The organism is Nocardia sp. NPDC050408 (assembly GCF_044458905.1).
Taxonomy (GTDB): domain Bacteria; phylum Actinomycetota; class Actinomycetes; order Mycobacteriales; family Mycobacteriaceae; genus Nocardia.
The window spans coordinates 607,368-631,231 of record NZ_JBITIL010000001.1; the positions used below are offsets into that span (position 1 = coordinate 607,368).

General features: G+C 65.7%; 21 protein-coding genes. 12 read left to right on the forward strand and 9 right to left on the reverse strand.

Annotated features, from left to right (window positions below):
* Positions 1-47: 47 nt before the first annotated feature.
* From ACIBJI_RS02645 to ACIBJI_RS02655, 3 genes are all read left to right on the forward strand, one after another.
* A complete protein-coding gene (locus ACIBJI_RS02645) occupies positions 48-1,865 on the forward strand; it encodes a bifunctional diguanylate cyclase/phosphodiesterase (RefSeq protein WP_051182549.1) in 1,818 nt (605 codons plus the stop codon).
* A gap of 375 nt (positions 1,866-2,240) precedes the next feature.
* On the forward strand, positions 2,241-3,368 hold the full coding sequence (locus ACIBJI_RS02650) for a glycosyltransferase (RefSeq protein ID WP_364341077.1): 1,128 nt from the start codon (positions 2,241-2,243) through the stop codon (positions 3,366-3,368).
* Between the two features lie 275 nt (positions 3,369-3,643).
* The gene (locus tag ACIBJI_RS02655) at positions 3,644-4,522 is read left to right on the forward strand and encodes an SDR family oxidoreductase (RefSeq protein WP_364341079.1); all 879 of its coding nucleotides are present in this window, start codon (positions 3,644-3,646) and stop codon (positions 4,520-4,522) included.
* Here ACIBJI_RS02655 and soxR read toward each other — a convergent pair.
* A complete protein-coding gene (gene soxR / locus ACIBJI_RS02660) occupies positions 4,491-4,976 on the reverse strand; it encodes a redox-sensitive transcriptional activator SoxR (protein ID WP_040695381.1) in 486 nt (161 codons plus the stop codon). The two genes, ACIBJI_RS02655 and soxR, sit on opposite strands and share 32 nt — an antisense overlap.
* A 110-nt stretch (positions 4,977-5,086) precedes the next feature.
* Here soxR and arcA point away from each other — a divergent pair, with 110 nt between their 5' ends.
* Positions 5,087-6,385: an arginine deiminase gene (arcA, locus tag ACIBJI_RS02665; protein WP_364341081.1), complete on the forward strand. Its 1,299-nt coding sequence runs from the start codon at positions 5,087-5,089 to the stop codon at positions 6,383-6,385.
* A gap of 7 nt (positions 6,386-6,392) precedes the next feature.
* Positions 6,393-6,752 (forward strand): GntR family transcriptional regulator, encoded by a 360-nt coding sequence (locus tag ACIBJI_RS02670; protein WP_397082789.1) that lies wholly within the window; start codon positions 6,393-6,395, stop codon positions 6,750-6,752.
* Positions 6,753-6,755: 3 nt separating this feature from the next.
* Here ACIBJI_RS02670 and ACIBJI_RS02675 read toward each other — a convergent pair whose 3' ends face one another.
* The gene (locus ACIBJI_RS02675; RefSeq protein WP_396957291.1) at positions 6,756-8,357 is read right to left on the reverse strand and encodes a dolichyl-phosphate-mannose--protein mannosyltransferase; all 1,602 of its coding nucleotides are present in this window, start codon (positions 8,355-8,357) and stop codon (positions 6,756-6,758) included.
* A 234-nt stretch (positions 8,358-8,591) separates the two neighbouring features.
* Between ACIBJI_RS02675 and rsmI the strand changes: the two genes are divergently transcribed.
* Both rsmI and ACIBJI_RS02685 read left to right on the forward strand, forming a co-directional pair.
* On the forward strand, positions 8,592-9,449 hold the full coding sequence (gene rsmI / locus ACIBJI_RS02680; RefSeq protein WP_397082791.1) for a 16S rRNA (cytidine(1402)-2'-O)-methyltransferase: 858 nt from the start codon (positions 8,592-8,594) through the stop codon (positions 9,447-9,449).
* Between the two features lie 86 nt (positions 9,450-9,535).
* The gene (locus ACIBJI_RS02685; RefSeq protein ID WP_364341089.1) at positions 9,536-10,288 is read left to right on the forward strand and encodes an isocitrate lyase/phosphoenolpyruvate mutase family protein; all 753 of its coding nucleotides are present in this window, start codon (positions 9,536-9,538) and stop codon (positions 10,286-10,288) included.
* A 220-nt stretch (positions 10,289-10,508) separates the two neighbouring features.
* Here the strand turns inward: ACIBJI_RS02685 and metG are convergent, their stop codons facing one another.
* On the reverse strand, positions 10,509-12,068 hold the full coding sequence (gene metG / locus ACIBJI_RS02690) for a methionine--tRNA ligase (RefSeq protein ID WP_396957289.1): 1,560 nt from the start codon (positions 12,066-12,068) through the stop codon (positions 10,509-10,511).
* Between the two features lie 15 nt (positions 12,069-12,083).
* On the opposite strand from metG, the gene ACIBJI_RS02695 reads away from it, so the two are divergent.
* The 3 genes from ACIBJI_RS02695 to rsmA all read left to right on the forward strand — a co-directional run bounded on the left by ACIBJI_RS02695 (position 12,084) and on the right by rsmA (position 15,220).
* Positions 12,084-12,950 (forward strand): TatD family hydrolase, encoded by an 867-nt coding sequence (locus ACIBJI_RS02695; protein WP_396957288.1) that lies wholly within the window; start codon positions 12,084-12,086, stop codon positions 12,948-12,950.
* A 205-nt stretch (positions 12,951-13,155) separates the two neighbouring features.
* Positions 13,156-14,283 (forward strand): transglycosylase family protein, encoded by a 1,128-nt coding sequence (locus tag ACIBJI_RS02700; protein WP_364341091.1) that lies wholly within the window; start codon positions 13,156-13,158, stop codon positions 14,281-14,283.
* A gap of 55 nt (positions 14,284-14,338) precedes the next feature.
* Positions 14,339-15,220, forward strand: coding sequence for a 16S rRNA (adenine(1518)-N(6)/adenine(1519)-N(6))-dimethyltransferase RsmA (gene rsmA, locus ACIBJI_RS02705; protein WP_397082793.1), 882 nt, complete (start codon positions 14,339-14,341; stop codon positions 15,218-15,220).
* 463 nt (positions 15,221-15,683) lie between these two features.
* On the opposite strand, the gene ACIBJI_RS02710 is transcribed toward rsmA, so the two are convergent.
* From ACIBJI_RS02710 to ACIBJI_RS02720, 3 genes are all read right to left on the reverse strand, one after another.
* Positions 15,684-16,574 carry a hypothetical protein gene (locus tag ACIBJI_RS02710; RefSeq protein WP_397082795.1) on the reverse strand — a complete coding sequence of 297 codons (891 nt, stop codon included), beginning with the start codon at positions 16,572-16,574 and terminating at the stop codon, positions 15,684-15,686.
* A complete protein-coding gene (locus tag ACIBJI_RS02715; RefSeq protein ID WP_364341097.1) occupies positions 16,574-16,780 on the reverse strand; it encodes a copper ion binding protein in 207 nt (68 codons plus the stop codon). Before ACIBJI_RS02715 ends, ACIBJI_RS02710 begins: the two co-directional genes overlap by 1 nt.
* 243 nt (positions 16,781-17,023) lie before the next feature.
* Complete coding sequence (locus tag ACIBJI_RS02720; RefSeq protein ID WP_397083047.1) at positions 17,024-17,221, reverse strand: TetR/AcrR family transcriptional regulator; 198 nt, start codon at positions 17,219-17,221, stop codon at positions 17,024-17,026.
* Between the two features lie 177 nt (positions 17,222-17,398).
* On the opposite strand from ACIBJI_RS02720, the gene ACIBJI_RS02725 reads away from it, so the two are divergent.
* Positions 17,399-18,334: a 4-(cytidine 5'-diphospho)-2-C-methyl-D-erythritol kinase gene (locus ACIBJI_RS02725; RefSeq protein WP_364341099.1), complete on the forward strand. Its 936-nt coding sequence runs from the start codon at positions 17,399-17,401 to the stop codon at positions 18,332-18,334.
* A gap of 11 nt (positions 18,335-18,345) precedes the next feature.
* On the opposite strand, the gene ACIBJI_RS02730 is transcribed toward ACIBJI_RS02725, so the two are convergent.
* Positions 18,346-19,194, reverse strand: a complete 849-nt coding sequence (locus ACIBJI_RS02730) for an LLM class flavin-dependent oxidoreductase (RefSeq protein WP_364341101.1) — start codon at positions 19,192-19,194, stop codon at positions 18,346-18,348.
* Between the two features lie 464 nt (positions 19,195-19,658).
* Between ACIBJI_RS02730 and ACIBJI_RS02735 the strand changes: the two genes are divergently transcribed.
* On the forward strand, positions 19,659-21,512 hold the full coding sequence (locus ACIBJI_RS02735) for an ABC-F family ATP-binding cassette domain-containing protein (RefSeq protein ID WP_364341103.1): 1,854 nt from the start codon (positions 19,659-19,661) through the stop codon (positions 21,510-21,512).
* Between the two features lie 77 nt (positions 21,513-21,589).
* On the opposite strand, the gene ACIBJI_RS02740 is transcribed toward ACIBJI_RS02735, so the two are convergent.
* Together ACIBJI_RS02740 and ACIBJI_RS02745 are read right to left on the reverse strand one after the other, a co-directional pair.
* Entirely contained in the window at positions 21,590-22,519 is a 930-nt protein-coding gene (locus ACIBJI_RS02740) for an Abi-alpha family protein (RefSeq protein ID WP_397082798.1), read from the reverse strand.
* Positions 22,510-23,832, reverse strand: a complete 1,323-nt coding sequence (locus ACIBJI_RS02745; RefSeq protein ID WP_364341107.1) for a hypothetical protein — start codon at positions 23,830-23,832, stop codon at positions 22,510-22,512. Before ACIBJI_RS02745 ends, ACIBJI_RS02740 begins: the two co-directional genes overlap by 10 nt.
* Positions 23,833-23,864 lie beyond the last annotated feature (32 nt).

The following is a 23,864-nucleotide window of genomic DNA, read 5'->3' on the forward strand; positions in this document are numbered from 1 at the left end:
CTCGGCGAACGCTCGACTCATTGGTGACCCAGGTCGCCTCCGAGTTGATGGGCGTCGACGCCACAACGATGGTGGCGGCGAGTGAACGTGTGCTGGCCAGGTTGGTGGAGCATTTCGATGTCGATTTCAGCTACCTACGCCACACCGATCGAGAGCAGCGGGCGACCGTGCTCATCGCGGAATGGCCGCACCGTGGCGACATACCGGATCCGGACCCGCTGAAGATCGTGCATTTCGAGCACGCCGACTCGGTATTCCGGGAATTGGAACACGCCACCGAGCCGATCATCGTGCGGCCGTCCCAGCAATCCGCCGATTATCAGGAGACGATCCGGCGCTCGTCGGGTATACCGCAGGTCGCCATGGCCGCGGTGCCGTTGTTGTCGCGCGGCGAGTCGACCGGCGTGTTGGGATTCATCAAACAGGGCGATCGCGACTGGAGCACTCGGGAACTGAATGTGCTCAAGGCGATCGCCGCACTCTTCGCCCAGTTGCAGGCGCGCGTGGTGGCCGAGGAGCGATTGCGCTATATCGCCCTGCACGACGATCTGACCGGATTGGCGAACCGGCGGGCACTACTCGAACATATGGAGGAGCGGCTCAGACAGGGCAGTCCGGGACCGGTGGCCGCCTTCTTCCTCGATCTCGACCGGCTCAAAGCGCTCAACGATTTTCTCGGACATACCGCGGGCGACAACTTCATTCGCACGCTCTCCTCGCGATTGCGGGAGAATCTCGATCCCAATGACATGATCGCCCGACTCGGTGGCGACGAGTTCGTCATCGTGCCTGCCAAACCCATGGACGCGGTGGCGGCCGAGTTGGAAGCGACGCGGATCCAGCAGCTCATCGGACGGCGGGTCACCGTCGGCGGGGAATCGGTCAGCCGCGGCGCCAGCGTCGGTGTCGCGGTAGGTATTCCGGGGGAGACCACGGTCGCGGATGTGCTGCGCCGGGCCGATCACGCGCTGCTGTCGGCGAAATCGGGCGGCGGCAATGGGGTCGCGGTCTTCACCGACGCCATGCGCGCGCAGTTCGAACTGCAGGACGATGTGGAGCTGAATCTGCGCGGCGCGGTCTCCGACGGCTCGCTGCTGCTGCACTATCAGCCCGAGGTCGATCTGCGCACCGGCCGGGTGGTGGCGCTGGAGGCGCTGGTGCGCTGGTTGCATCCGACCAGGGGGCTGCTGCCGCCCGGTGCGTTCGTCACCGTTGCCGAGGCCACCAATCTCGCGGGTGAGCTGGGGCGCTGGGTGATTCGGTCGGCCTGCGCGCAATTCGCCGAATGGCGCAGGCGGGGGCTGGCGGCGAATGTGGTGATGCGGATCAATGTTTCGCCGGTTCAGCTGGTCAGCCTGGATTTCGTGGAGCGGATCGAGGATATTCTGCGGCTGTTCGGGATCGATGGCAGTTCGGTCTGCCTGGAGATCACCGAACATGTGGTCGTACAGGATTTGGCGCGCACGCAGGTCACACTGCGCGGACTCAAGCGAATGGGCGTACAGATCGCCATCGACGATTTCGGCACCGGATACAGCTCGCTCTCGCATCTGAAGGCGCTTCCGGTCGATGCGGTGAAGATCGACCGCGGCTTCGTGCAGCGGCTCGGTGCGAGCACGGACGACCTCGCGATCGTGAAATCTATTATCGGATTGGCCGGGTCGTTCGGGCTCGGTGTGGTGGGGGAAGGCGTCGAGACGCCGGTCGCCGCGCGGACCCTGGTCGGGCTGGGTTGCTACCGGGCGCAAGGTTTTCTGATCGCGCGGCCGATGCCCGCCGATGAGGTGGAGGCGCATCTGGCGGTCGGGCGCATTCCACTGGATCTCGATCTGCCTCGGGCGGGCCGGGGTACCACGCGCGCGTGACCGGCAGGTCCGGTCCGTGGCCGCTGATCGAGACGTTGGGCGATACGTCGACATTGGTCGCCGATGGGGCCGCGGATCAAGGATAGGGCCGTTGCGTTTCGCCGACACCGACTGGATTCCGGTGCCAGCCGAGCTGACGCCGGTGCGAGCGCCGGAGAGTGAGCACGAGGTGTTGCGTGTGTGGGCGTGATCTGTGAGCTGCTGATCGAAATGCTCGGCGAGGAGTGGTCTCGACGTCGAGGAGGGTCGCTTGCGACCTCCCGGGTGTTGGGCTACTGGGCCGTCGTACCCGTTAGCAGGGTCTTTCACGGGTGTTCATGCGGTGTTGGGCGCATCGGTTCCGGGAGGAACCCGATTCGCTGCACGATCGGCGATGTGCGCATCGTGCAACTGGCGAACTTCTACGGTCCGCGGTCGGGTGGGCTGCGCACCGCATTGCATCATCTGGGCGAGGGCTATGTGGCTGCCGGGCACGAGGTGGTGCTGATCGTGCCCGGACCGCGCCGGACCGAGGAGATCCTGCCGACCGGTGCGGTACGGATCACCCTGCCCGCCTTGGCGATTCCGTGGACTGGCGGTTATCGGGCGGCGGATCCGCGCCGGGTGGCCGATGTACTGGCCGGGTTGCGCCCGGACGTGCTCGAGGTTTCGGATCGGCTGACGCTGCGGGGCTTTGGACGCTGGGCGCGCACCCGCGACGTGGCGAGCGTAATGATCTCGCACGAGCGCCTGGACCGACTACTGGGCCAGGTCATGCCGGCACCGGTGGCCCGCCGATGTGCCGATATCGCCAACCGGCGCACTGCCGACGACTACGACATCGTGGTCTGCACAACGGAATTCGCGCGCGCGGAGTTCCTGCGCATCGACGCGCCCAATGTCGAACTGGTGCCGCTCGGAGTGGATCTGGAGCTGTTCAGCCCGCGTCGCCGCGACAATCGCTTGCGTGCCGATCTCGGCGTGCCCGGACATCCGCTGCTGGTGCACTGCGGCAGATTGTCGGTGGAGAAGCGGGTCGATCGCAGTGTCGAGGCCATCGGCGCGCTGCGCAAGGCGGGCATCGAGGCCAGACTGGTCGTCGCAGGGGAGGGGCCGCGGCGCGAAGCCCTGGAGCGTCGGGCCCGTGCGCTACCGCCACTGACCGGTGGTCTGCCTGCGGTGCACTTCACCGGATTCATCACCGACCGGGCCATGGTAGCCAAACTGCTTGCCACCGCAGATGTTTCGCTGGCACCCGGTCCGCACGAAACCTTCGGTCTCGCCGCGCTCGAGGCCTTGGCCGCAGGTACGCCGGTCGTCGCCAGCCGATCCTCGGCACTCGCCGATATCGTCACGACCGAATGCGGCGCGGTCGCCGCCGATCGCCCGTCCGCCTTCGCCCAGGCCGTCACCGATGTGCTCGCGATGCCGACCGCCGGTCGTCGCAGGGCGGCGCGCAGCCGAGCGGAGCAGTTCACTTGGCCTCGGGCAGTCGCGGGGATGCTGGCGGTGCTCGGGCGATAATTCGCGCCACAGGATCTCAGCCTGCACTTGCTCGCCGAATCCGTTGCAGCGCCGCCGATCGCCGGTCCGCCTTCGTCCAGCGGTCGCCGATGTGGTCGCGATTCCGATCGCCGGTGGTCGAAGGCCATAGCCGGGCTGTGCAGTTCACGTGGCCCAGGGCGGTGGCCGGGACACTTGCGGCGCACTCGCACTCCTGATTCGAACTCCCCGACTCGCTTGCACCGTATGAACCTGTTGCCGCGTACCCTGCGTGCAACCGATTCGGCCTATTCGAGATGGGATCCGGTGTGCTTGGTTTTGGGCGCAGGAAGACAGTGCGGGATGCGAAGGTGCTCGTCACCGGGGCGGCGAGCGGAATAGGCCGGGCGACTGCCCTGGCATCTGCGGCTGGGGGTGCCGAACTGGTGCTGACCGATATCAATGCCGAGGGCCTCGAGGATACGGTTCGCGCCATCAAGGACGCGGGCGGCACCGTACTCGCCGCGCGTGCCCTCGATATCACCGACTACGGTGCGGTCACCGCCTTCGCCACCGATGTGCATGCCCAATTCGGCAGCCTCGATATCGTCATGAATATCGCGGGCGCCTCCACTTGGGGCACCGTCGAGAATCTCGAGCATCGCCATTGGCGCAAGATGGTGGATGTCAACTTGATGGGCCCCATTCATGTGATCGAGAATTTCGTGCCGCCGATGGTCCGGGCGAAACGCGGTGGGGCACTGGTGAATGTCTCCTCGGCCGCCGGAATCCTCGCGCTGCCATGGCATGCCGCCTACAGCGCGGGCAAATTCGGTATCCGTGGCGTCTCCGAGGTCTTGCGATTCGACCTGCGGAGCCACGATATTTCGGTGCACGTGGTGGTGCCAGGTGCGGTGAACACCCCGCTGGTGCACAGCGTCGAGCTGGTCGGGGTCGACAAGGAAGACCCGAGGATAAAGCGACTCATCGCGGCGTTCACCAAGCATGCCGTATCGCCGGAACATGTTGCGGCGGAGATCCTTCGCGGTATCGAGCGCAATCGGTTCCTCGTCTACACTTCCTTCGATATCCGCTTCGGCTATTGGTGGGCCCGCAAATTCGCCTACCCCTACGAATTCGTAATTCGCCGCACCAGCGATCGATTCAGCAGGCTGCTGGCTTCGATGGGCAGTTGAGCGTCACATCGAGTACGCGGGCACCCGGTCCCTGTTCACCGAGACGGTCGTGTTCGTTGACCAATCGGCAGCTGCCCAGTGACAGGCAGCCGCAGCCGATGCAGCCGGTCAGGTTGTCGCGCAGGCGAGTCAGCTGGGTGATGCGGTCGTCGAGGTCGGCCTGCCACGCGGTGGACAGGGTCTCCCAGTCGCGCCGGGTGGGGGTGCGGCCCTCGGGGAGTTTGTCCAGTGCCGCACGGATTTCGCTCAATGGGATGCCGACCCGTTGGGAGATGCGGATGAAGGCGACGCGGCGCAGCGTTTCGCGGGCGTATCTGCGTTGATTTCCACTGGTGCGGCGACTCGAAATGAGACCCTCGCGTTCGTAGAAGTGCAACGCGGAGACTGCTACTCCGCTACGCTCGGACAGCTGCCCGGGGGTCAGCTCCTTCGCTCGCCAATCGGTTGTCGACATTACGCTCCTCCATTCACCTCAACAATACTTCAGGTTAGGATGTGCTGGGGTCGGAATCGCAAGACACCCAATTGCGTGCTCTTACGCCCTCGGCGAACTACGGTCGGATCATGGGAGCAGACGCGGTGCGGGCGGGGCACGATGGCGGTGCGGACGATAGGTTCGATGGTGTCGGCGAGCCGGGTGGTCGACTTGCGGTCACCTCGGAGGTGGGGACCCTGCGCACGGTGCTGCTGCACCGGCCCGGCGACGAATTGCGGCGGCTGACCCCGCGCAATAACGATCAATTGCTATTCGACGGCATTCCGTGGGTCGAGCGGGCCCAGCAGGAGCACGACATCTTCTCCGGTGTGCTGCGCGAACGCGGCGTCGAGGTGCTACTGCTGGCCGATCTGCTCGCCGAAACCCTCTCGGTCAGCGGCGCGGCCCGCATCCAGGGCATCTCCGGCGCGGTCGACGCGCGCAAACTCGGACATATGCTGGCCGACGAACTCGCGGCCTTCCTACGCGGCGTCCGGGCCCGGGATTTGGCCAATATCCTCATGGCCGGGATGACCTTCGACGAACTGCCCTTCGAAGGTGACAACACCTCGCTCGTGCGGCGGATGCACCACGGTGCGGATTTCGTCATCGATCCGCTGCCGAATCTGCTGTTCACCAGGGATTCGTCATTCTGGGTCGGCCCGAGGGTGGCGATCACCTCACTCGCCCTGCCCGCCCGGATGCGCGAGACATCGCTGACCGATCTCATCTACGCATTCCACCCGCGCTTCCTCGGCGTGCGGCGGGCCTACGAATCGCATACCGCGCCGATCGAGGGCGGTGATGTGCTGTTGCTCGCGCCGGGCGTGGTCGCGGTGGGCGTTGGTGAGCGCACCTCGCCGGCGGGCGCGGAAGCGTTGGCGCGCAGTCTGTTCGACGACGATCTCGCGCACACCGTGCTGGTCGTCCCGATCGCCCAGAATCGCGCGACCATGCATCTGGACACCGTCTGCACCATGGTCGACACCGATGCCATCGTGATGTATCCGGCGGTGCGGGATTCGCTGTGCGCGTTCACGATTCATCGCGAGGACGATTACGGCGGACGCAACGACCAGGCCCGGGTGAGTGTGCGCGGTCCCGACCCGTTCCTGCCCGCGGCCGCGGACGCGATGGGCATCGGCAAACTACGGGTCATCGATACCGGACTCGATGGCGTCACGGCCGAACGCGAGCAGTGGGACGACGGCAACAACACTCTGGCGCTCGCGCCCGGCGTGGTCGTGGCCTACGAGCGCAACGATATGACCAATACGCGGCTCGAGGATGCTGGCATCGAGGTGCTGCGCATACCGGGCTCCGAATTGGGTTCCGGCCGTGGTGGACCGCGATGCATGTCCTGCCCGCTGTCCCGAGATGACGTGTGAGCGTGCGATGTTCACCATTTCCGTGACCCACGATTCGTCGATTCCGCCCTACGAGCAGTTGCGGCTCGGTGTCATCGCGCAGGTGCGATCGGGCGAGTTGACGGCCGGGACGAAGATCCCGACGGTGCGAGCTCTGGCCGCGCAACTCGGACTCGCGCCGAATACGGTCGCTCGGGCGTATCGAGAACTCGAGGCCGATGGGGTGGTCGAAACCCGGGGCAGGCAAGGGTCTTTCATCGCATCCTCCGGGGACCCGACCAAGGATCTGGCGGGCCGCGCCGCGACCGATTACGTCGCCACCATTCGACGGCTCGGTCTCGATGATGAGGTGGCCCTGCAGTACGTCAGGTCGGCTCTGGAGGGTTAGTCATCAGCGCCAACTGGGCAGCCACAGGTGGTCGTGCCAGTTGCCGGGGGTGATCGGCAACGCGGTCAGAATCGGCCAGAGCCAGATGAAATTGGCGATCACCAGGCCGAGATAGATACAGACCGCGAGTAGTCCGAGGCTGCGTCGTTCACTGGGCACGGCGGGCCGGTAGGTGCCCGCCGGGCTTCGCGGTATTCGTACCGATCGGGCCGGGCCGAGGATATCGCCGCACACCAGCGCGATCCCCATCACCAGGAACGGCGCCAGCGGTACTGCGTAGAAGTAGTACATCTGCCGATCGAGGGTGAAGAACCAGGGAATGAGTCCGGCGCCGTATCCGGTGAGTACCGCCGCGTAGCGCCAGTCGCGACGGACCACACTGCGCCACAGCATCCAGCCCAGCACCGGGAAGGCGATCCACCAGATCGCCGGGGTGCCGATCAGCATCACGGCCTTCACACACTGGGTCTGACCGCAGCCGGTGACACCGGTGTCGGCGTAGTAGTAGAGCATCGGCCGCAGCCCCATCGGCCAGGTCCACGGCTTGGATTCCCAGGGGTGATGGTTCCCGGCCGAATTGGTCAGCCCTTCGTGGAAGCGCAGCGTTTCGCCGCTGTAGTACCACAGCGAGCGCAGCGCATTCGGCAGCCACGACCACCGACCGTCGCGACCGACCTGATTGCCGACCGCATAACGGAAGACACCGTCCTCACTGCCGAACCAGGCCCAGTAACTGGCCAGATATACGCCGAGCGGAATCAGCACCAACGAGTACAGCGCGGGCCCGACATCGCGCACCGCCGCACCGACCCAGGGCCGCCGCACACCATAGGCGCGCCGCGCGGAGACGTCGAAATAGACGCTCATGAGCCCGAAAGCGAGGATGAAATACATCCCGGACCACTTTGTGCCGCAGGAGAGTCCGAGCAGTACCCCCGCGCCGAAACGCCACCAGCGCACTCCTAGTCGCGGCCCCCATTCGTTCGCATCGATCCGACCCTCGTAGTCCACCTTGGCGATTCGTGCCCTGACCTCGTCGCGGTCCACGATCAGACAGCCGAAGGCAGCGGTGACCAGCACCCCCATGAAAATGTCGAGCATGCCGATGCGCGAGGAGACGAAGGTGAGTCCGTCGGCGATCAGCAGAATGCCCGCGATCGCGCCGACCATGGTGGAGCGCGCCATCCGGCGCACGATCCGGATGACCAGCAGTACCAGGATCGTGCCCGCCAGCGCCGCACTGAATCGCCAACCCCAGCCGTTGTAGCCGAACATCCACTCGCCCACCGCGATCAGCTGCTTGCCGATCGGAGGATGCACCACCAGCCCGTAGGCGGGATTGTCCTCGACACCGCCGCCGGTGAGGATCTGCCAGGCCTGTGGTGCGTAATGCTTCTCGTCGAAAACCGGGGTGTAGGCGTCGGTCGGATAGTCCAACATGATGAACCGCGTCAACGCCGCGATCGCGGTGAGTACCGCGGTGACCACCCACCCCTGCAGCTTGTCGAGCGGCCCGAAGTCGGGCGACGGACGCAGGGGCGCGGGGCTCGACCAAGAAGGCACCGCCCCGGCTACGGTCGCGCGCTGGTCGGTCACCTGGGTCACGCCCCGATCGTATGCTGTGCGCGCCGCCGTGACCCGCACCGGTGAGCGCGCCGCCGCGCGAATCACACCCTGAGCTGCATTCACGGATTTTTCCATGGGCGCCGCCATTCGATGCCGAGATCCACGGGGTGCGGCGGAGATGGGGATGGTATGGCGGTGGCAGACTGCGGCGTGGTCGGCCGCAGTGGCCCGATACGCTGCCTTGGAACTACGCGGTCGAGGAACGGGAGCATTGTGGCGGACCAGGTGGGTCGATTGGTGCTCGCGGCGACGCCGATGGGCGAGATCGGCGATGCCTCACAGCGGCTACGCGAGGCACTCGGCTCCGCCGATATCCTCGCGGCCGAGGACACCCGGCGCACCCGCGCCCTCGCAAAGGCCCTGGACGTGGCGATCACCGGGCGGGTCCTGCGCTTCGATGACCACGTGGAGTCCGCGAAGATTCCGGCGCTGCTCGACGAGATCGAAAGCGGCCGCACAGTGCTGCTGGTGACCGATGCGGGCATGCCGACGGTGAGCGATCCGGGCTACCGCATGGTGGTGGCCTGTGTGCAGCGTCAGCTCCCGGTCACCTGCCTGCCGGGACCGTCGGCGGTGACCACCGCCCTGGCACTGTCCGCGCTCCCGGTGGAACGCTTCTGCTTCGACGGATTCGCGCCGCGCAAATCCGGCCAGCGTCGAGAGTGGTTGCGCACCTTGCTCACCGAGTCGCGCGCCTGTGTGTTCTTCGAGGCGCCGCACCGGCTCGCCGACTGCCTGGCCGATGCGGTGCAGGTGCTCGGTCCGGACCGGCGGGCCGCGGTCTGCCGGGAACTGACCAAGACCTACGAGGAGGTCGTGCGCGGCACTCTCGGAGAACTCGCGGCCTGGGCGGTCGATGGGGCGCGCGGGGAAATCACCGTCGTCCTCGAAGGCGCCCAACCCGTGGCGGCTGATCCCGCCGATCTGGTCGACGAGGTCGAATCACTGACCGCCGAAGGTATTCGCCTCAAGGACGCGTGCGCTCAGGTGGCCGCCGAGACCGGCGTTTCCCGCCGCGAACTGTACGACGCGGTACTGACCGCACGCCGCGACGGCGGTGACAGTTCCTAGCGCGACTCGCCATCGTCGACACTCTCGGGCGGCCGGATGGGGAGTGTCATAGTGCTATCGATCACGGGTGCGACGATGATCGGGTCATGACCTCTTTGGAAAGCAAGGCGAAGGCGTTTCTCGAATTGCACGTGCCGGGCGATCCCGGTGTCTTTCCGACGGTGTGGGATGCGTGGTCAGCGAATGTCGCTGTCGCGGCAGGGTTTTCGGCGCTGACCCTGGGCAGTCATCCGGTCGCCGATTCGGTCGGGCGCAGCGATAAGGAAGGGATGACATTCGCGGAACTGTTGACTCGCGTCCGGCAGATCACCGGTGCGGTCGACGTTCCGGTCTCCGTCGATATCGAATCCGGCTACGGGCTCGAACCCGCCCAGTTGATCGAGGGGCTGCTGGATGCGGGCGCGATCGGCCTCAATATCGAGGACACGGTGCACAGCGAGGGTGGCCGGTTGCGCACGCCCGAGGAGCATGCCGATTTCGTGCGGGGGCTGCGGCAATTCGCCGACGCGGCGGGCGTGCACGTGGTGATCAATGCGCGCACCGACCTGTTCATGCGCGAGGACGGTGACGCGAGCGACCGCGTCGATCGCGCCATCGCGCGCCTGCGGCTTGCTGCCGCGGCGGGTGCGGATTCGCTGTTCCCGGCGGGTCGGCACTCCGATACTGATATGCGCCGACTGACCAGCGAATTGCCGCTGCCGATCAGCGCTGTCGGGCTGCCCGATAAGTCGGATAAGGCCGTCTTCGCCGAACAGGGCGTCGGCCGCATCACCTTCGGCCCCATGCTGCAATGGGCGCTGACCGCGGAGATCAATCGGCTGCTCGACCGCTGGAAGTAGCCCTCCCCGAGGGTCCGGCTCGAGCGAAGCGCTACCGCTTTATCGAGCGGTAGCGCTTCAGTAATGCGGTGATCTTCGCGTAGTCGGCCGCGCCATTGAGCTCTATCAGCAACTCGTCCGGGCACAGCTCGTAATAGTCACCCCAGTAGCGGCGCGTCTTGTTGTCCCAGATGCGGTAGCCGCCTGGAACGCCTCGTGCTACGTATCGCCTTCCGCTGATTTACTTCTTCGGCTCCACGTAGCGCGGGTAGACCGCTTCGGGCTCCGGCAATGAGGTGCCCGAGACCAGCGGGGTCGCGATATCGGCGAAGGTACGGTTCTGGCTGGCCAGCAGATCGAGGATCTTGCCAGCGGATTCGGGCATCACCGGCTGGACTAGGATGGCGACGATGCGCAGCAGTTCGATGGTCACGTACAGCACGGTCGCCTCACGGGCCAGCGACTCCTCGGTGCCGGTCTTGGCCAGCGCCCACGGCGCCTCCGCGGAGAAGTAGCGGTTGGCCTCGCCGAGCGTCAGCCAGATCGCCTCCAGCGCCAAATGCATTTGCTGGGCATCGAATTCGGTGCGGCAGCGCTCCAAAAGACCGTTCGCGCGGTCGAGCAGGGCGCGATCGGCCTCGGTGAATTCGCCCGGCGTCGGCACCACACCGCCGCAGTCACGCGCGACCAGCTTCAGGCTGCGCTGCACCAGATTTCCGAATTCATTGGCCAGATCGGTATTGATCCGCCCGACGATCGCCTCGTGGCTGTAGCTGCCGTCCTGACCATAGGAGATCTCGCGCAGCAGGAAGAAGCGCACCGCGTCCACGCCGTATTCGTCGACCAGCGCGAGCGGGTCGACCACATTGCCGACCGACTTGGACATCTTCTCGCCCTTGTTGTACAGGAACCCGTGCACGAAAACGCGTTTCGGCAATTCGATCCCGGCCGACATCAGGAAAGCGGGCCAGTACACGGTGTGGAACCGGGTGATGTCCTTACCGATGATGTGCACATCGGCGGGCCAGAAGCGCTGGAACGCAACCGATTCCGTATCCGGGAAGCCGACGCCGGTGATGTAGTTGGTGAGCGCGTCCACCCATACGTACATCACGTGATCGGGATGTCCGGGCACCGGCACGCCCCAGTCGAAGGTGGTGCGCGAAATGGACAGGTCCTTCAGACCCGCCTTCACATAACTCACCATCTCGTTGCGAGCCGTTGCGGGCGCGATGAATTCGGGATGTTCGTCGTAGAGCGCAAGCAGCTTATCCTGGTAGTTCGACAGCCGGAAGAAGTAGTTCGACTCCTCGGTCCAGGTGACCGGCGTCTTCGATTCGGTCGATATCCGGGTGCCGTCCTCGAGCAGCGACGTCTCTTCCTCGGCGTAGAACGCCTCGTCGCGCACTGAGTACCAACCCGAGTAGTTGTCCAGGTAGATATCGCCGTTGGCGAGCATTTGCTCCCAGATCGCGGCGCTGGCCACCTGATGGTCGTCATCGGTGGTGCGGATGAAGCGGTCGTAGGAGATGTCGAGCGTCTTGTCCATCGCCTCGAACACATCCGAGTTGCGCGCGGCGAGCTCCTCCACCGGCACACCCTCGGCGACCGCGGTCTGCTGCATCTTCTGCCCGTGCTCATCGGTGCCGGTCATGAAGAAGACGTCATAACCGTCGAGCCGCTTGAAGCGGGCGAGGGCGTCGGCCGAGATGTACTCGTACGCATGCCCGATGTGTGGCGCACCATTCGGGTATGCGATGGCCGTTGTGATGTAGAAGGCGGGACGGTCAGCTTCGCTCATGGTGCATCTACTGTAATGCGCGTGGATTCCGACGCTCACGTGAATATCCCCCGAGGTGATGGCCGCCGTCGCGCGCCGGAGCTGCCGGAACCGCTCGCACCGCTGGTGGACGCGCATACCCATCTGGACGCCTGCGGGGCCACCGATGCGGAGTCGACGGCGGTGATCGTGGACCGCGCGGCCTCGGTCGGGGTCGGCCAGGTGGTGACCGTCGCCGACGATTTGGCCGCGGCGCAGTGGGCCGTACAGGCCGCGAACTGGGATCGCCGGGTGTTCGCCGCCGTGGCGCTGCATCCGACGCGGGCGAATGCGCTCGACGACGCGGCCAAGGCCGAACTCGAGCGTTTGGCCGCCGACCCGCGTGTGGTCGCCATCGGCGAAACCGGTCTGGATTACTACTGGCCGGGCAAGTTGGCGGGCTGCGCCGATATCGAAGATCAGGTCGAAGGCTTCCGCTGGCACATCGACCTGGCCAAACGGCTGCGCAAACCGCTGATGATCCACAACCGCGAGGCCGACCACGATCTGCTGACGGTATTGCTGGACGAGGGCGCTCCGGAAACCGTGATCTTCCATTGCTTCTCCTCCGACACCAATATGGCGATGTCGTGTGTGGCGCAGGGATACGTCCTAAGCTTCTCGGGCACGGTGAGTTTCAAGAACGCGCATGAATTGCGCGAGGCCGCCAAGGTGGTGCCCGATGACCAGATCCTGGTCGAAACCGATGCGCCGTATCTCACGCCGCATCCATTCCGTGGCGCTCCCAACGAATCGTATTGCCTTCCCTACACCGTCCGCGCCTTAGCGGAATTGCGGGAACAAGATCCGGTGGCCCTCGCCGAAATCACCACAGCCAACGCCCGCCGCGTCTACGGCCTCTGAATTCGAGATCGGGTGGAATCGCGAGTGGCTCGCAATTTCACCTGATCTTGTTTCACATTTGGACGGGTAAATGTGTCCTAGGTCACTTCGGTCGGTACGTTTCGCGATTTACCTGCGGCGTCGATATTCGTTTGTGATATTGATACCCGCCGCTCGTAACACTACGGTTGTCGACCGCTGACCCCTTCGTTATCGTACTGTGACCATGTCTCCATTCACGAGGATCAACCAGTCCCGCTCGCCGCTGCTGTATGCGGCGGTCGCGGCGCTGCTGGTGACGCTGATCGTCGGTGCCGCGATGGCAATCGTGAACCGCAAGACGGTCACGGTCGTCGTGGATGGTCAGCAGATAACGCAGACCACCATGTCGCGCAACGTCAGCGGAGTGTTGAAGGCCGCGGGGTTCGATGTGAACGACCGCGACCTGGTCCGGCCCGCGCTGGCCGCGGCGATTACCGATGGCGCGACCATCACCTACAACCGGGCGCGCGAGGTCGCGGTATCGCTGGACGGCAAGGCCGAGAAGGTGTGGTCGACCGGTCTGACCGCGGGCGATGTGGTCGACCAACTGCATCTGCCCCGCGAAGTATTCGTTTCCCCGGCGCGCAACGAGAAGTTGCCGCTCGAAGGCGCCGCGCTGCAGATAGCAAGCCCGCGTTCGGTATCGCTGCTCGACGGCATCGGCAGTCCGGTCGATGTTCGACTGGCCGCGCCGACCGTCGGTGACTTCCTTGCCGTTGCCGGCATTCCGCTGATCGAACAGGACACCGTCGAGCCCGCGGCGATCACGCCGCTCACCGATGGAATGCGGATCGTGGTGACCCGTCAGCGCGTCGAGAACAAGGTCGAGACGGTGCCGCTGGATCCGCCGGAGAATGTGATCGAGGATCCGACCCTGAATATGAGCCGGACCGTGGTGGAGAGCCAGGGTGCGCCCGGCGTGCAGGACGTGACGTTCGCGGTCACCATGGTCAACGGCCAGGAGGTCAGTCGGCGGCCGATCGCCTCCAATGTGAAGGTGACGGCTCAGCCGAAGACCGTCCGCAAGGGTGCCAAGCCCGGCACCGAGGTGCCGCCGGTGCGTGACGGCGATATCTGGGATGCGCTGGCCCACTGCGAATCCACCGGGAACTGGGCCATCAATACCGGCAACGGTTACTACGGCGGCATCCAGTTCGACCAAAACACCTGGGAACGCCAGGGCGGTCTCAAGTACGCCCCGCGTCCGGACCTGGCCACCCGCGAGGAACAGATCGCCATCGCAGAAGTCACCCGCGCCCGCCAGGGTTGGGGTGCCTGGCCCGCCTGCACCAGCCGCTTGGGCATCGGCTGATCACAGCACCCTCCGAGGTGCGGGGGTGGAAAGTTGAGTTGATACGTTGTCGGGCGTGTCCGAACCCGATATTTCCGCTCGTGGGAGTGCTGCTCTGCTCGGGCCCGCTGAGGTGCGGGCGCTGGCCGAGCGGCTCGGCGTGCGGCCGACCAAGCAACTCGGACAAAACTTCGTGCACGATGCCAATACGGTGCGCCGGATTGTCGCGGCAGCCGGGGTGGAGCGCGCGGATACGGTACTCGAGGTCGGGCCGGGGCTCGGTTCCTTGACATTGGCGCTGCTCGATGTGGTTGATTCGGTCGTCGCCGTCGAGATCGATCCCGTGCTGGCGAAACATCTTCCGGTGACCGTCGCGGATCGCGCACCGGAACTGGCCGGACAGTTGACCGTCGTGCAAGCCGATGCGCTGCGGGTTCGTGCGGCCAACCTGCCCGCGGCACCGTCGGCACTGGTGGCGAATCTGCCGTACAACGTCGCCGTGCCGGTGCTGCTGCACCTGCTTGCCGAATTGCCCAGCATCACAACCTCATTGGTGATGGTGCAGGCTGAGGTCGCGGACCGCCTTGCCGCCGAACCCGGCGGCCGCATCTATGGCGTACCGAGCGTCAAGGCGGGCTTCTTCGGCACCGTGCGTCGCGCGGGCGCGGTGGGCACCCAGGTGTTCTGGCCGGTGCCACGCGTCGAATCCGGCCTGGTCCGCATCGAGCGCTACGCCGAACCGCCCTGGCCGATGGACGACGTACACCGCCGCCGGGTCTTCGAGGTCGTCGACGCCGCCTTCGCTCAGCGCCGCAAAACCCTCCGCGCCGCCCTCGGCAATTGGGCCGGTTCCCCCGCCGAGGCCGAACGCCGCCTGGTCGCCGCCGGAATCGACCCGACCGCCCGCGGCGAAACTCTGGACACCGCGGCCTTCGTCCGCCTCGCCGCCCAGCCGTAACTTTCCAGCCGTAACTTCCCAGCCGTAACTTCCTCCGGGCGGCGCCGCGTGGTTTCGCCTGGTTGCTATCGGATATCGACCCGCCGCAGTGATCTCTACTTTGCGGCTCGGGGGTCCATCTTGCCGGCGGTCGTAACTTCGTCCCGGGCGGTGTCGCCTGGCTGTCATCGGATCTCGGCCTTCCCCGCCGCGGTGAATAATCTGCTGGTAGGGCGGACTGGTCGGTTTCTGTTGCGGATGAGGCGAGATCATGCACCGCGTTATCCATACGGTTCGCTTGCTGCGGCATCGCCGAGGCGAAACAGATTGTGGATAACCAACTTTTGCCTTGTTGGTTGTGAAACCGGATTCATGTGCTGCGGCAATCAATTCATGCGTGTCGTCACACTCTGTGTGTCGAACAGAAAGTGCAGGTCATCGCGCTGAATGCCCAGCTCGGCCACGCGCTGGTCGGCGCATACGGTCAGGGGTGACCGCCACCCGAATGGTGTCCACCATCGGATGTGGATGGCGCTGTGGATGATTCGACGCGCGCGGTGAACTCGGCGGTATGCACGACGCCGCCGTGGGAGAAGTCTAGATACAGCCGAAATGTGCCCGCACTCGGGGTCTGGGCATGGAAGCCGACCTCCGGACCCGCTGGGGTGCGACCGATTTCGCCCTGCGGATGGACGTGCAGGTAGGCAAGGTCGTTGGCGCGCAAGACCACTAGATGTGCGTACGCGCCGAGATACGGCTCGAGATCTGTCACCGGCGCGCCGTCGCGGGTAATGGTGAAACGAAGTTCGCCGCCCGCGGTGCTCAGATCGCCCGCCATGTGCACTTGGTATCCGTCCACCGCCGCCATTCGGGATTCGGGCGGGAGTGGTTTCGACTCGGCCGGTCCCGCGACCGCGACGGTGCGACTCAGAACCAGATTGCCGTGCCCCTGCTCGGGGACGAAATCGGCGAAGACGCGGTAGGTGCCCGGCGCTGTCCAATTCCAAGCGATCGACCAGATGCCCGTGTCGTCCATGGTCGGATGCACGTGCCGATATCCGGTGGTATCGGAGCGGGCCACGATCAGGTGCAGCTTCTTGTCGTGCTGGGTGGTGAATCGCGTGACCGGAGCGCCATCCGGTCCGGTGATCCGAAAACGCAGGGCCCCGGATCGATTCGGGTCCGCGGGTGCGCTCAGGTCGGTCAGGGTGTAGCCCGATCGCGAATCCGACAGCCCGGTGTCCTGTTCGGTGTGCGCGCCGGGGTCCGGTGTCGACCCGGTCGGATCGCCCACCAGGGCGCCGATACCGAGCGCGACGCCGAACAGTGTGATGAGACCGCCGCCGACCGCGGCGAATCTCAGCCGGGCATGCATCAGACGGCGACCTCGTATCCCGCCTCGTCAACGGCGGCGACGATATCGGCGTCGGCGAGCGGTGCGGTGCTGTCCACCCGGACTGCACCGCTGGCGAGGTCGACGTCCACGCTGGTCACGCCATCGATCTTGCCGATCTCCGTCTTGACCGAGTTGACGCAATGTCCGCAGGTCATCCCCGTGACGGTGTAAGTGCTGGTGGCCATTTCCGACTCCTTCGCTCGCATTCGATCATACGGTGCGGGGGTATCCCCGACGCAAATGAACATACCCCCGGCGGGTATTGGGCGCAAGTGTGAGTTGCCTTTGCCGTTCCGGGATTCCGTTGACTGGTCGCTACGAATGTCCGGATAGTTCCCGGCCCGGTTGTATCAGCCGTGAACGGCGGAAGGCCAACCCTGCATGGCCATTTCGGCACCCCGCTGCCGCCGCGCGCAGGATACGGCGCACTACCGCCTCGGCGGTCGGCTCCTCGCCGAGCGCGCGTGGAATGAAGCTGCCGTAGCGCCGAAGACCTGTATCGCCTCGTTGAACAGCGTCGCCTTATCGCCGAAGGCGGCATACGGACTCGGTGCGCGGATGCCCATCGCCGCAGTCGGATCGCCGATCGAGGTCGCCTCGTAACCACGCTCCCAGAACAGCCGCAGCGCCGTTTCAGCGCGGCGTCGCGATCGAACGAGCGAGGACGTCCCCTGGTCGGTGGGTCACCGGACAGCGGATCGATGCCATCGGCGCAGCGCTGTGGTAACCGTCCGACGCGTGGGCGGTGAATGTCTCATCTCGAGCTGAGCACCTGTCGTACCCACGGGATAGGCTTGAGCACCGTGTTGTCAGTTGTGCCAAGTCCCGTCATCGTGCGCGCGCCGTCCAAGGTGAATCTGCACCTAGGCGTCGGTGATGTGCGCGCGGACGGCTATCACGATCTGACCACGGTGTTCCAAGCCCTCTCGCTCGGCGATGATCTGGAACTCGCACCCGCCGCCTCGTTGACCGTGCGGGTCAGCGGCGAGGGCGCCGACGATGTGCCGACCGACCGCACCAATCTGGTGTGGAAGGCCGCCGTGCGCGTCGCACATCTGGCCGGCCGCGCCCCGCTGGTGGAAATCGCCATCAACAAGGGCATTCCGGTGGCCGGTGGTATGGCGGGCGGCAGTGCGGATGCGGCCGCGGCGCTGGTGGGCCTGAACGAACTCTGGGATGTCGGGCTGACCCGCGACGAATTGTTCGCGGTCGCAACCGAACTCGGCAGCGATGTGCCGTTCGCGCTGCACGGCGGAACGGCGCTCGGTACGGGTCGGGGCGAGCGACTGCTTCCGGTGTTGTCCCGCAATACCTTTCACTGGGTACTGGCGCTGGCCAAGGGTGGATTGTCCACGCCCGCGGTCTTCACCGAACTGGACCGACTACGCGAGGTCGGCAGCCCGCCCCGGCTCGGTGAGCCGCAGGCGTTGATGCAGGCGCTGGCCTCCGGTGACCCGAAACAGCTCGCGCCCCTGCTGGGTAACGATTTGCAGGCAGCCGCGCTGTCGCTGAAGCCGGAGTTGCGGCGGACGTTGCGCGCGGGCGTCGGTGCGGGCGCGCTTGCCGGGCTGGTCTCCGGCTCCGGGCCGACCTGCGCATTCCTATGTGACAGCGAGGACGGCGCGGTGGCGGTCGCGGCCGAGCTCGCGGGTGCTGGTGTGTGCCGCAGCGTGCGCACCGCCAGTGGACCGGTGCCCGGCGCTCGGGTCATCAGCAGCGACACGTCTGGCAAGCGCTGATGTTTCGGCGGTTATGCAATGACGTCGGCGAGGCGGTCGACTTGATCGGCGTCGCGCCCGTAGCAGTAGAGCATGACCTCGTCTGCGCCGAGATCTTCGAATTGGCCGATGGCCGTGCGGATCTCCGCGGGTGTGGTGAGCATGCCGGCGAGCATGAAGTCGGCGCGACCGCTGAATTCGTAGTAGGCGCCCATCGATGCGCGGGCGTCTTCGATCAGGTTGGGCGCGCCGAGCGCGACATTGACCTGGGCGACAATGCGGGGCTCGCCGTCGCGGCCGTGCTCCTTCCACGAGCGGCGGGCGATGTCGAACAGGCCACCGGCCCACGACGGTGCGGCGGCGGCGAGAAAGCCGCCACCCCAACGACCGACGCGATCGATGGCGGCGGGCTGGAAGCCGCCGAAGAGTAGTTCGGGTCCCTCGGGACGCAGCGGCGCCGGACCGATCGGTCCGCAGTCGGTGCTGTACGGCTGGCCGGACCACAGGCGGCGCATGATCGCCAACTGTTCGTCCAGGCGACGGCCGCGCGAGCGCAGCTCGGTGCCGGAGGCGATGTGATCGTCCTCGCGACCGCCGACGCCGAGACCGAGCACCAGGCGGCCGCCGGACATGCGATCGAGGGTGGCGGCCTGCTTGGCGAGCAGCGTCGGCTCACGCAGCGGCGCGATGAGCACCTCGGTCTGCACCTTGATGCGGCTGGTGGCACCGGCGATCATGCCGAGTGCGACCAGGGGTTCGGGATTGTCGTAGACGAGCCGGTCGAGCAGACCGAGCGTGGAGAACGGACCCGCATCGGCGCGGTGGGCCCAGTCGAGCAGGGCGGCGGGATCGGAAATGGGCAGACCGAGTCCGACGTGCATGAGAACCTCCAGGTAAGGGGTAGTTGAAACCGTGCCGCCCCACTCACCTCGAACCCGAGGCGGGGCTCCCATTCTGCGGCTATGTCTCAGGAGCGCCGTAACATTGTTCGTAACGAACGCCGTTCGCTGCGCCCAACTCTAAACGAACGGCGTTCGTCACGCAAGTCTCAGTTGTGAGACCAGCCCGCACTCTTTGCCTGAGCAGGCCCTGGACACGGGGCATGAAGCGATGTAGTTACGTGAACGGATGCGGCCCTGACATCCGGCTGCGCACTGCGGTTGTCGAGGTTTAGGCGAGTGCGCTGGTCGCTAATCACGCCGAACATGTCCGCCGGAACGATCAGAACCAGCGCGGGGCGTGGCCGGGCCCGGGCGGAGCGTTCGGTGGGCCGACGGTGAGTTCTGCGTGCTCGGTACGCTTGCGCGGGGCGAGTACTCGCCCGGCGCTTGACTCGGAAGGATCCATGTCCAACCTGATCAATCTCGAACAGGTCTCCAAGAGCTTCGGCATCAAACCACTCCTGGACAATGTTTCGCTCGGCATCCACGCGGGCGAGCGAATCGGTGTCGTCGGCCTGAACGGCGGCGGCAAGACCACCCTGTTGGAGGTGCTGACCGGTCTGGAGCCGCCCGACAGCGGCCGGGTGAGCCGGGTCGGCGGGCTGCGCGTGGCGGTGGTCACCCAGCGCGGCGTACTTCCCGTGGGCGCGAGCATCGGATCCGTCGTGCTGGCCGGACTGGCAGATGACGCGATGCCCCCCGGCGCGAGCGACGGGCACGGAGGCGGTAGCTCGCGTGACCCCGGAGGGCCCCGAGATGAATACGGCGTCGCCGAACACGAATGGGCCGCGAATCCGCGCATCCGGTCGGTGATGGCGGGCATCGGCATCGAGGGCCTCGGTCTGGACACTTCGGTCGACAATCTCTCCGGTGGCGAGCGCCGCCGCGTCGCACTGGCCGCCGCGCTGGTTCGCGACCTGGATCTGCTCGTCCTCGACGAGCCGACCAACCATCTCGATGTCGAGGGCGTGCAGTGGCTGGCCCAACATCTGCTCGAGCGCCGCAGCGCCCTGGTGGTCGTGACCCACGATCGCTGGTTCCTCGACACCGTCGCCACCGACACCTGGGAGGTTGTCGGCGGCAAGGTCGAAAGTTATGAAGGCGGTTACGGCGACTGGATTTTCGCCCGCGCCGAGCGCGCGCGGCAGGCCGATGCCTCCGAGGCAAGGCGCGCGAATCTGGCGCGCAAGGAATTGGCCTGGTTGCGCCGCGGCGCGAAAGCCCGCACCTCCAAGCCGCGCTATCGGGTGGAGGCGGCCGAGGCGCTGATCGCCGACGTGCCGCCGCCGCGCGATAGCGTCTCGCTGGCCGCATTCGCGCGAAAGCGCCTCGGCCGCGTCGTCATCGAACTCGAGGACGCCACCCTCACCACCCCGGACGGCCGAGAGCTGGTACGCGACTTGACCTGGCGCCTGGCGCCTGGCGAGCGGGTCGGCCTGGTCGGTGTGAACGGCTCCGGCAAGACGACCCTGCTACGCACGCTCGCCGGCGCCGTCGAACCGGCTGCGGGCAAACGCATTCAGGGCCAGACGGTTCAGATCGGTTGGCTACGCCAGGAACTCGACGACCTACCAACCGATCTTCGGGTGCTGGAGGCAGTGCAGCAAATCGCGCAGCGAATCATGCTGGGCGATAAGGAAACCTCCGCAGGCCAGCTGGCCGAGCGCCTGGGCTTCACCCCGGCTCGTCAGCGCACCCCGGTCGGCGAACTATCCGGTGGCGAGCGACGCAGGCTGCAACTGACCCGAATCCTGATGTCGGAACCGAATGTCCTGCTCCTCGACGAGCCGACCAACGACCTGGACATCGACACCCTGCAACAACTGGAAGACCTGCTCGACAACTGGGCGGGCACCCTGGTCGTGATCAGCCACGACCGTTATCTGATCGAGCGCATCTGCGACTCCACCTGGGCCCTGTTCGGCGACGGAAAGCTCACCAATCTCCCCGGCGGCATCGACGAATATCTGAAGAAGCGCGCGGTATCGAGCTCCGCCGCAACGCGATCCACCGACTCCAAGCCCGCCGAAGCCCCCGCCACCGACTCGGCCGCCTACCGCGCCGCCCGCAAGGAGTTGGCCAAACTAGAGCGCACCATCGACAAACTCACCGAACGCGAGCAACGCCTGCACACTGCCCTCGCCGACGCCGCCACCGATCCGGACAAACTCATCACCCTGGGCGCCGAGCTGAAACAGGTCCTGGCCGAAAAGGAATCCACCGAGCAGCGCTGGCTGGAACTCGCCGACACCGCCTGAACCCCATCGTCGCTAGTCAAATGGTCGTTCCAAACCCCAGCCACAACAACCATTCGACTCGCCTCGACGGCGCTGGCCTAGCTGGTGCCGGAGACGCGGCCGTCCTGGACAACGACCGGCAGGCAGGTTTGGACGAAGTCGGCGCCGAAGCCGGTGAGCGAGATGCTGCGGTAGTAGACCTTGGTGCCGAAACCGGAGCGCTTCAATACTTCTCGGACCGGTGATTGGGCCTCGAGGAGTTGGTAGCGGTTCGGGTTGCCTACCGGCTCCTTGACGAATTCGATCAGGCCGAGGCGGCGCAGATTCGGCAGGTACTGCTGGATCCGGTTGGGGAAGCGCAGCCCCGCGTGCTCACCGATCAGATTGAGCCCGGAGATGATTCGCTCGACACCGATGCCGCGCGGTCGTCCGGCGCGAATATCGATCGAGGGCTGCGGACCGTCGAGGTGCAGGAAGCGCAGAATGCGTGCCTCGTCGGGGGTCAGCTCCTCGAGCATGCGCGCGAAGGCCGGGTGGGTTTCGTGGTGCTCACCCTGCGTGCTCGCCGACAGCCGCAGCAGCGCGGCCCCCTGCTCACGCAAAGTTGGAACGGCATCGGGCGCAGGCTGTTCGGGCGTCGCGGGCAGCCGCAATGCACGCCGCACGGCGTCACGAACCTCGGCCTCCGCCTCGGCGAGCACTTCCCGCGGGGGATTTCCAGCGATACTGCCGCGCACCACGGTGGCCCCGACGCCGAGGGCGGTGTCGATGCCCCATGCGGTCACCTCGGCCGCCGCGCTCACCGCGACCCGGGCTACCCCGGTGGTCGCGCGAACGGTCTTGCGTACCGAGCCGACCTGTCGTTTCTGCTCGACCGCGCCGAGCGGCAACCGCGCGATCTGCGTCGACTGCTCGGATGTCGACGACTCGGAAGTTCTTGGGGTTTCGGCCACTTCGGACTGCTCGGTTCGCTCGGAGCCCTGCCCAGCGGCCCGCAGATCGTCGCCGTCAGCTTCCGTCACAGCCATGTTGTCGCCACTCCCGTTCCGAAGATCAGGATGTGAGCGTATCCGGCGAAGAGCCCCAACACGCCGCCATGCAGAAAAAGGAGCCATTCGTCCTGTTTGATGGCCGCTCGCAGCATATCCACGAAGTCGGGGGGCGATAGTGCCGACATCTGTTTGGCGATGTAGTCGTTGATTTGCCTGCCCTGCTGGACGTTGAAGTCCGGATCCGCGAAGGCGATCGGCGCGATGGTCATCGCCTCGGTGGTCAGCGTCGACTGCAGCGAGTCGTACTCCCGGCTGCCGAGCATGAACTTCACCGCCGGTCGCGCCGGCCCGAGCGCCCGGTCCGCCGCGGGGCGCAGCGTGTCCTCGAGCATCTGCATGGTCCGGTCCGAGCGCGGGCCGTTCAGCAGTTCGTCACCGATATTAGCGACGGTCATCACCTGACTCGAGACCAATTCCGCGTAGCCGTCGGTGATTTCGAGCTGCCGCTTGATCAGCAGGCCCTGCCGCCACGGGCACCACCACTTCGGGTAGGCCGGCGCGAAGATCATATTCAGGCCGATCCAGTTGACCACCCAGCCGATGATGACGCCGCCGACCGGCAGCACCACCAGCGTCGACCAGCCGGTCATATGCAAAACAGCGACCAGCACCACGCCCATAGGTGCGCCGAAGTAGAAACCGAAGTTCTGCATGAAGCGCAGTTCCTTGGCGCCGAGTACCTGGAAAAGGGTGTTGAGCAGATGCGGCCGCGCCTGGAAATAACGGATGACCATCTGCTTGACGTCGAGCAGCTGATCGATATTGGCGCCCAATTCCTCGGTCAGCTCGCGCAGGATATCGGGCAGCTGCTGGCGGACCCGCGCGTGAATCATGTCGCGCACCCCGGTCGGCAGGTTGTACCAGAGCTGCGGATGTTCGCGGCGCAGGATTTCTTCGACTATGTCCTTGATCTGCGCGTCGGCGATAGTCGCGAGGTGTTCGGCGAGCTTGTCCGGCTCGAGCTCGCGATAGAAGTCGGCGACGCTGCCGAGTTTCGCCAGACCCTTGTCGACGGCGATGCTCGCCATTTTGTCCGCACGCGATGGCACGATGCCCTGCCAGCCAATTCTGCCGTCGTAGCTCAGCAGCGGCAGCACCTGAATTCGCTTGGGCAGGAATGGAAACAGCGCACGCAATCCAGGTAAACGAATACCGTGGAACGCGACCGGCTTGAACAACATCAGGATGCCGGTCCAGTTTGTGATGTAACCGATGACGCCAGTGAAAAGGGGGATAGTCACTAATTCCAGGAGGACCGTCGGATGCATCCCGAAAACACTCTCCAACACGACACCCTCCTGCCGATATACCGGTGACCGCC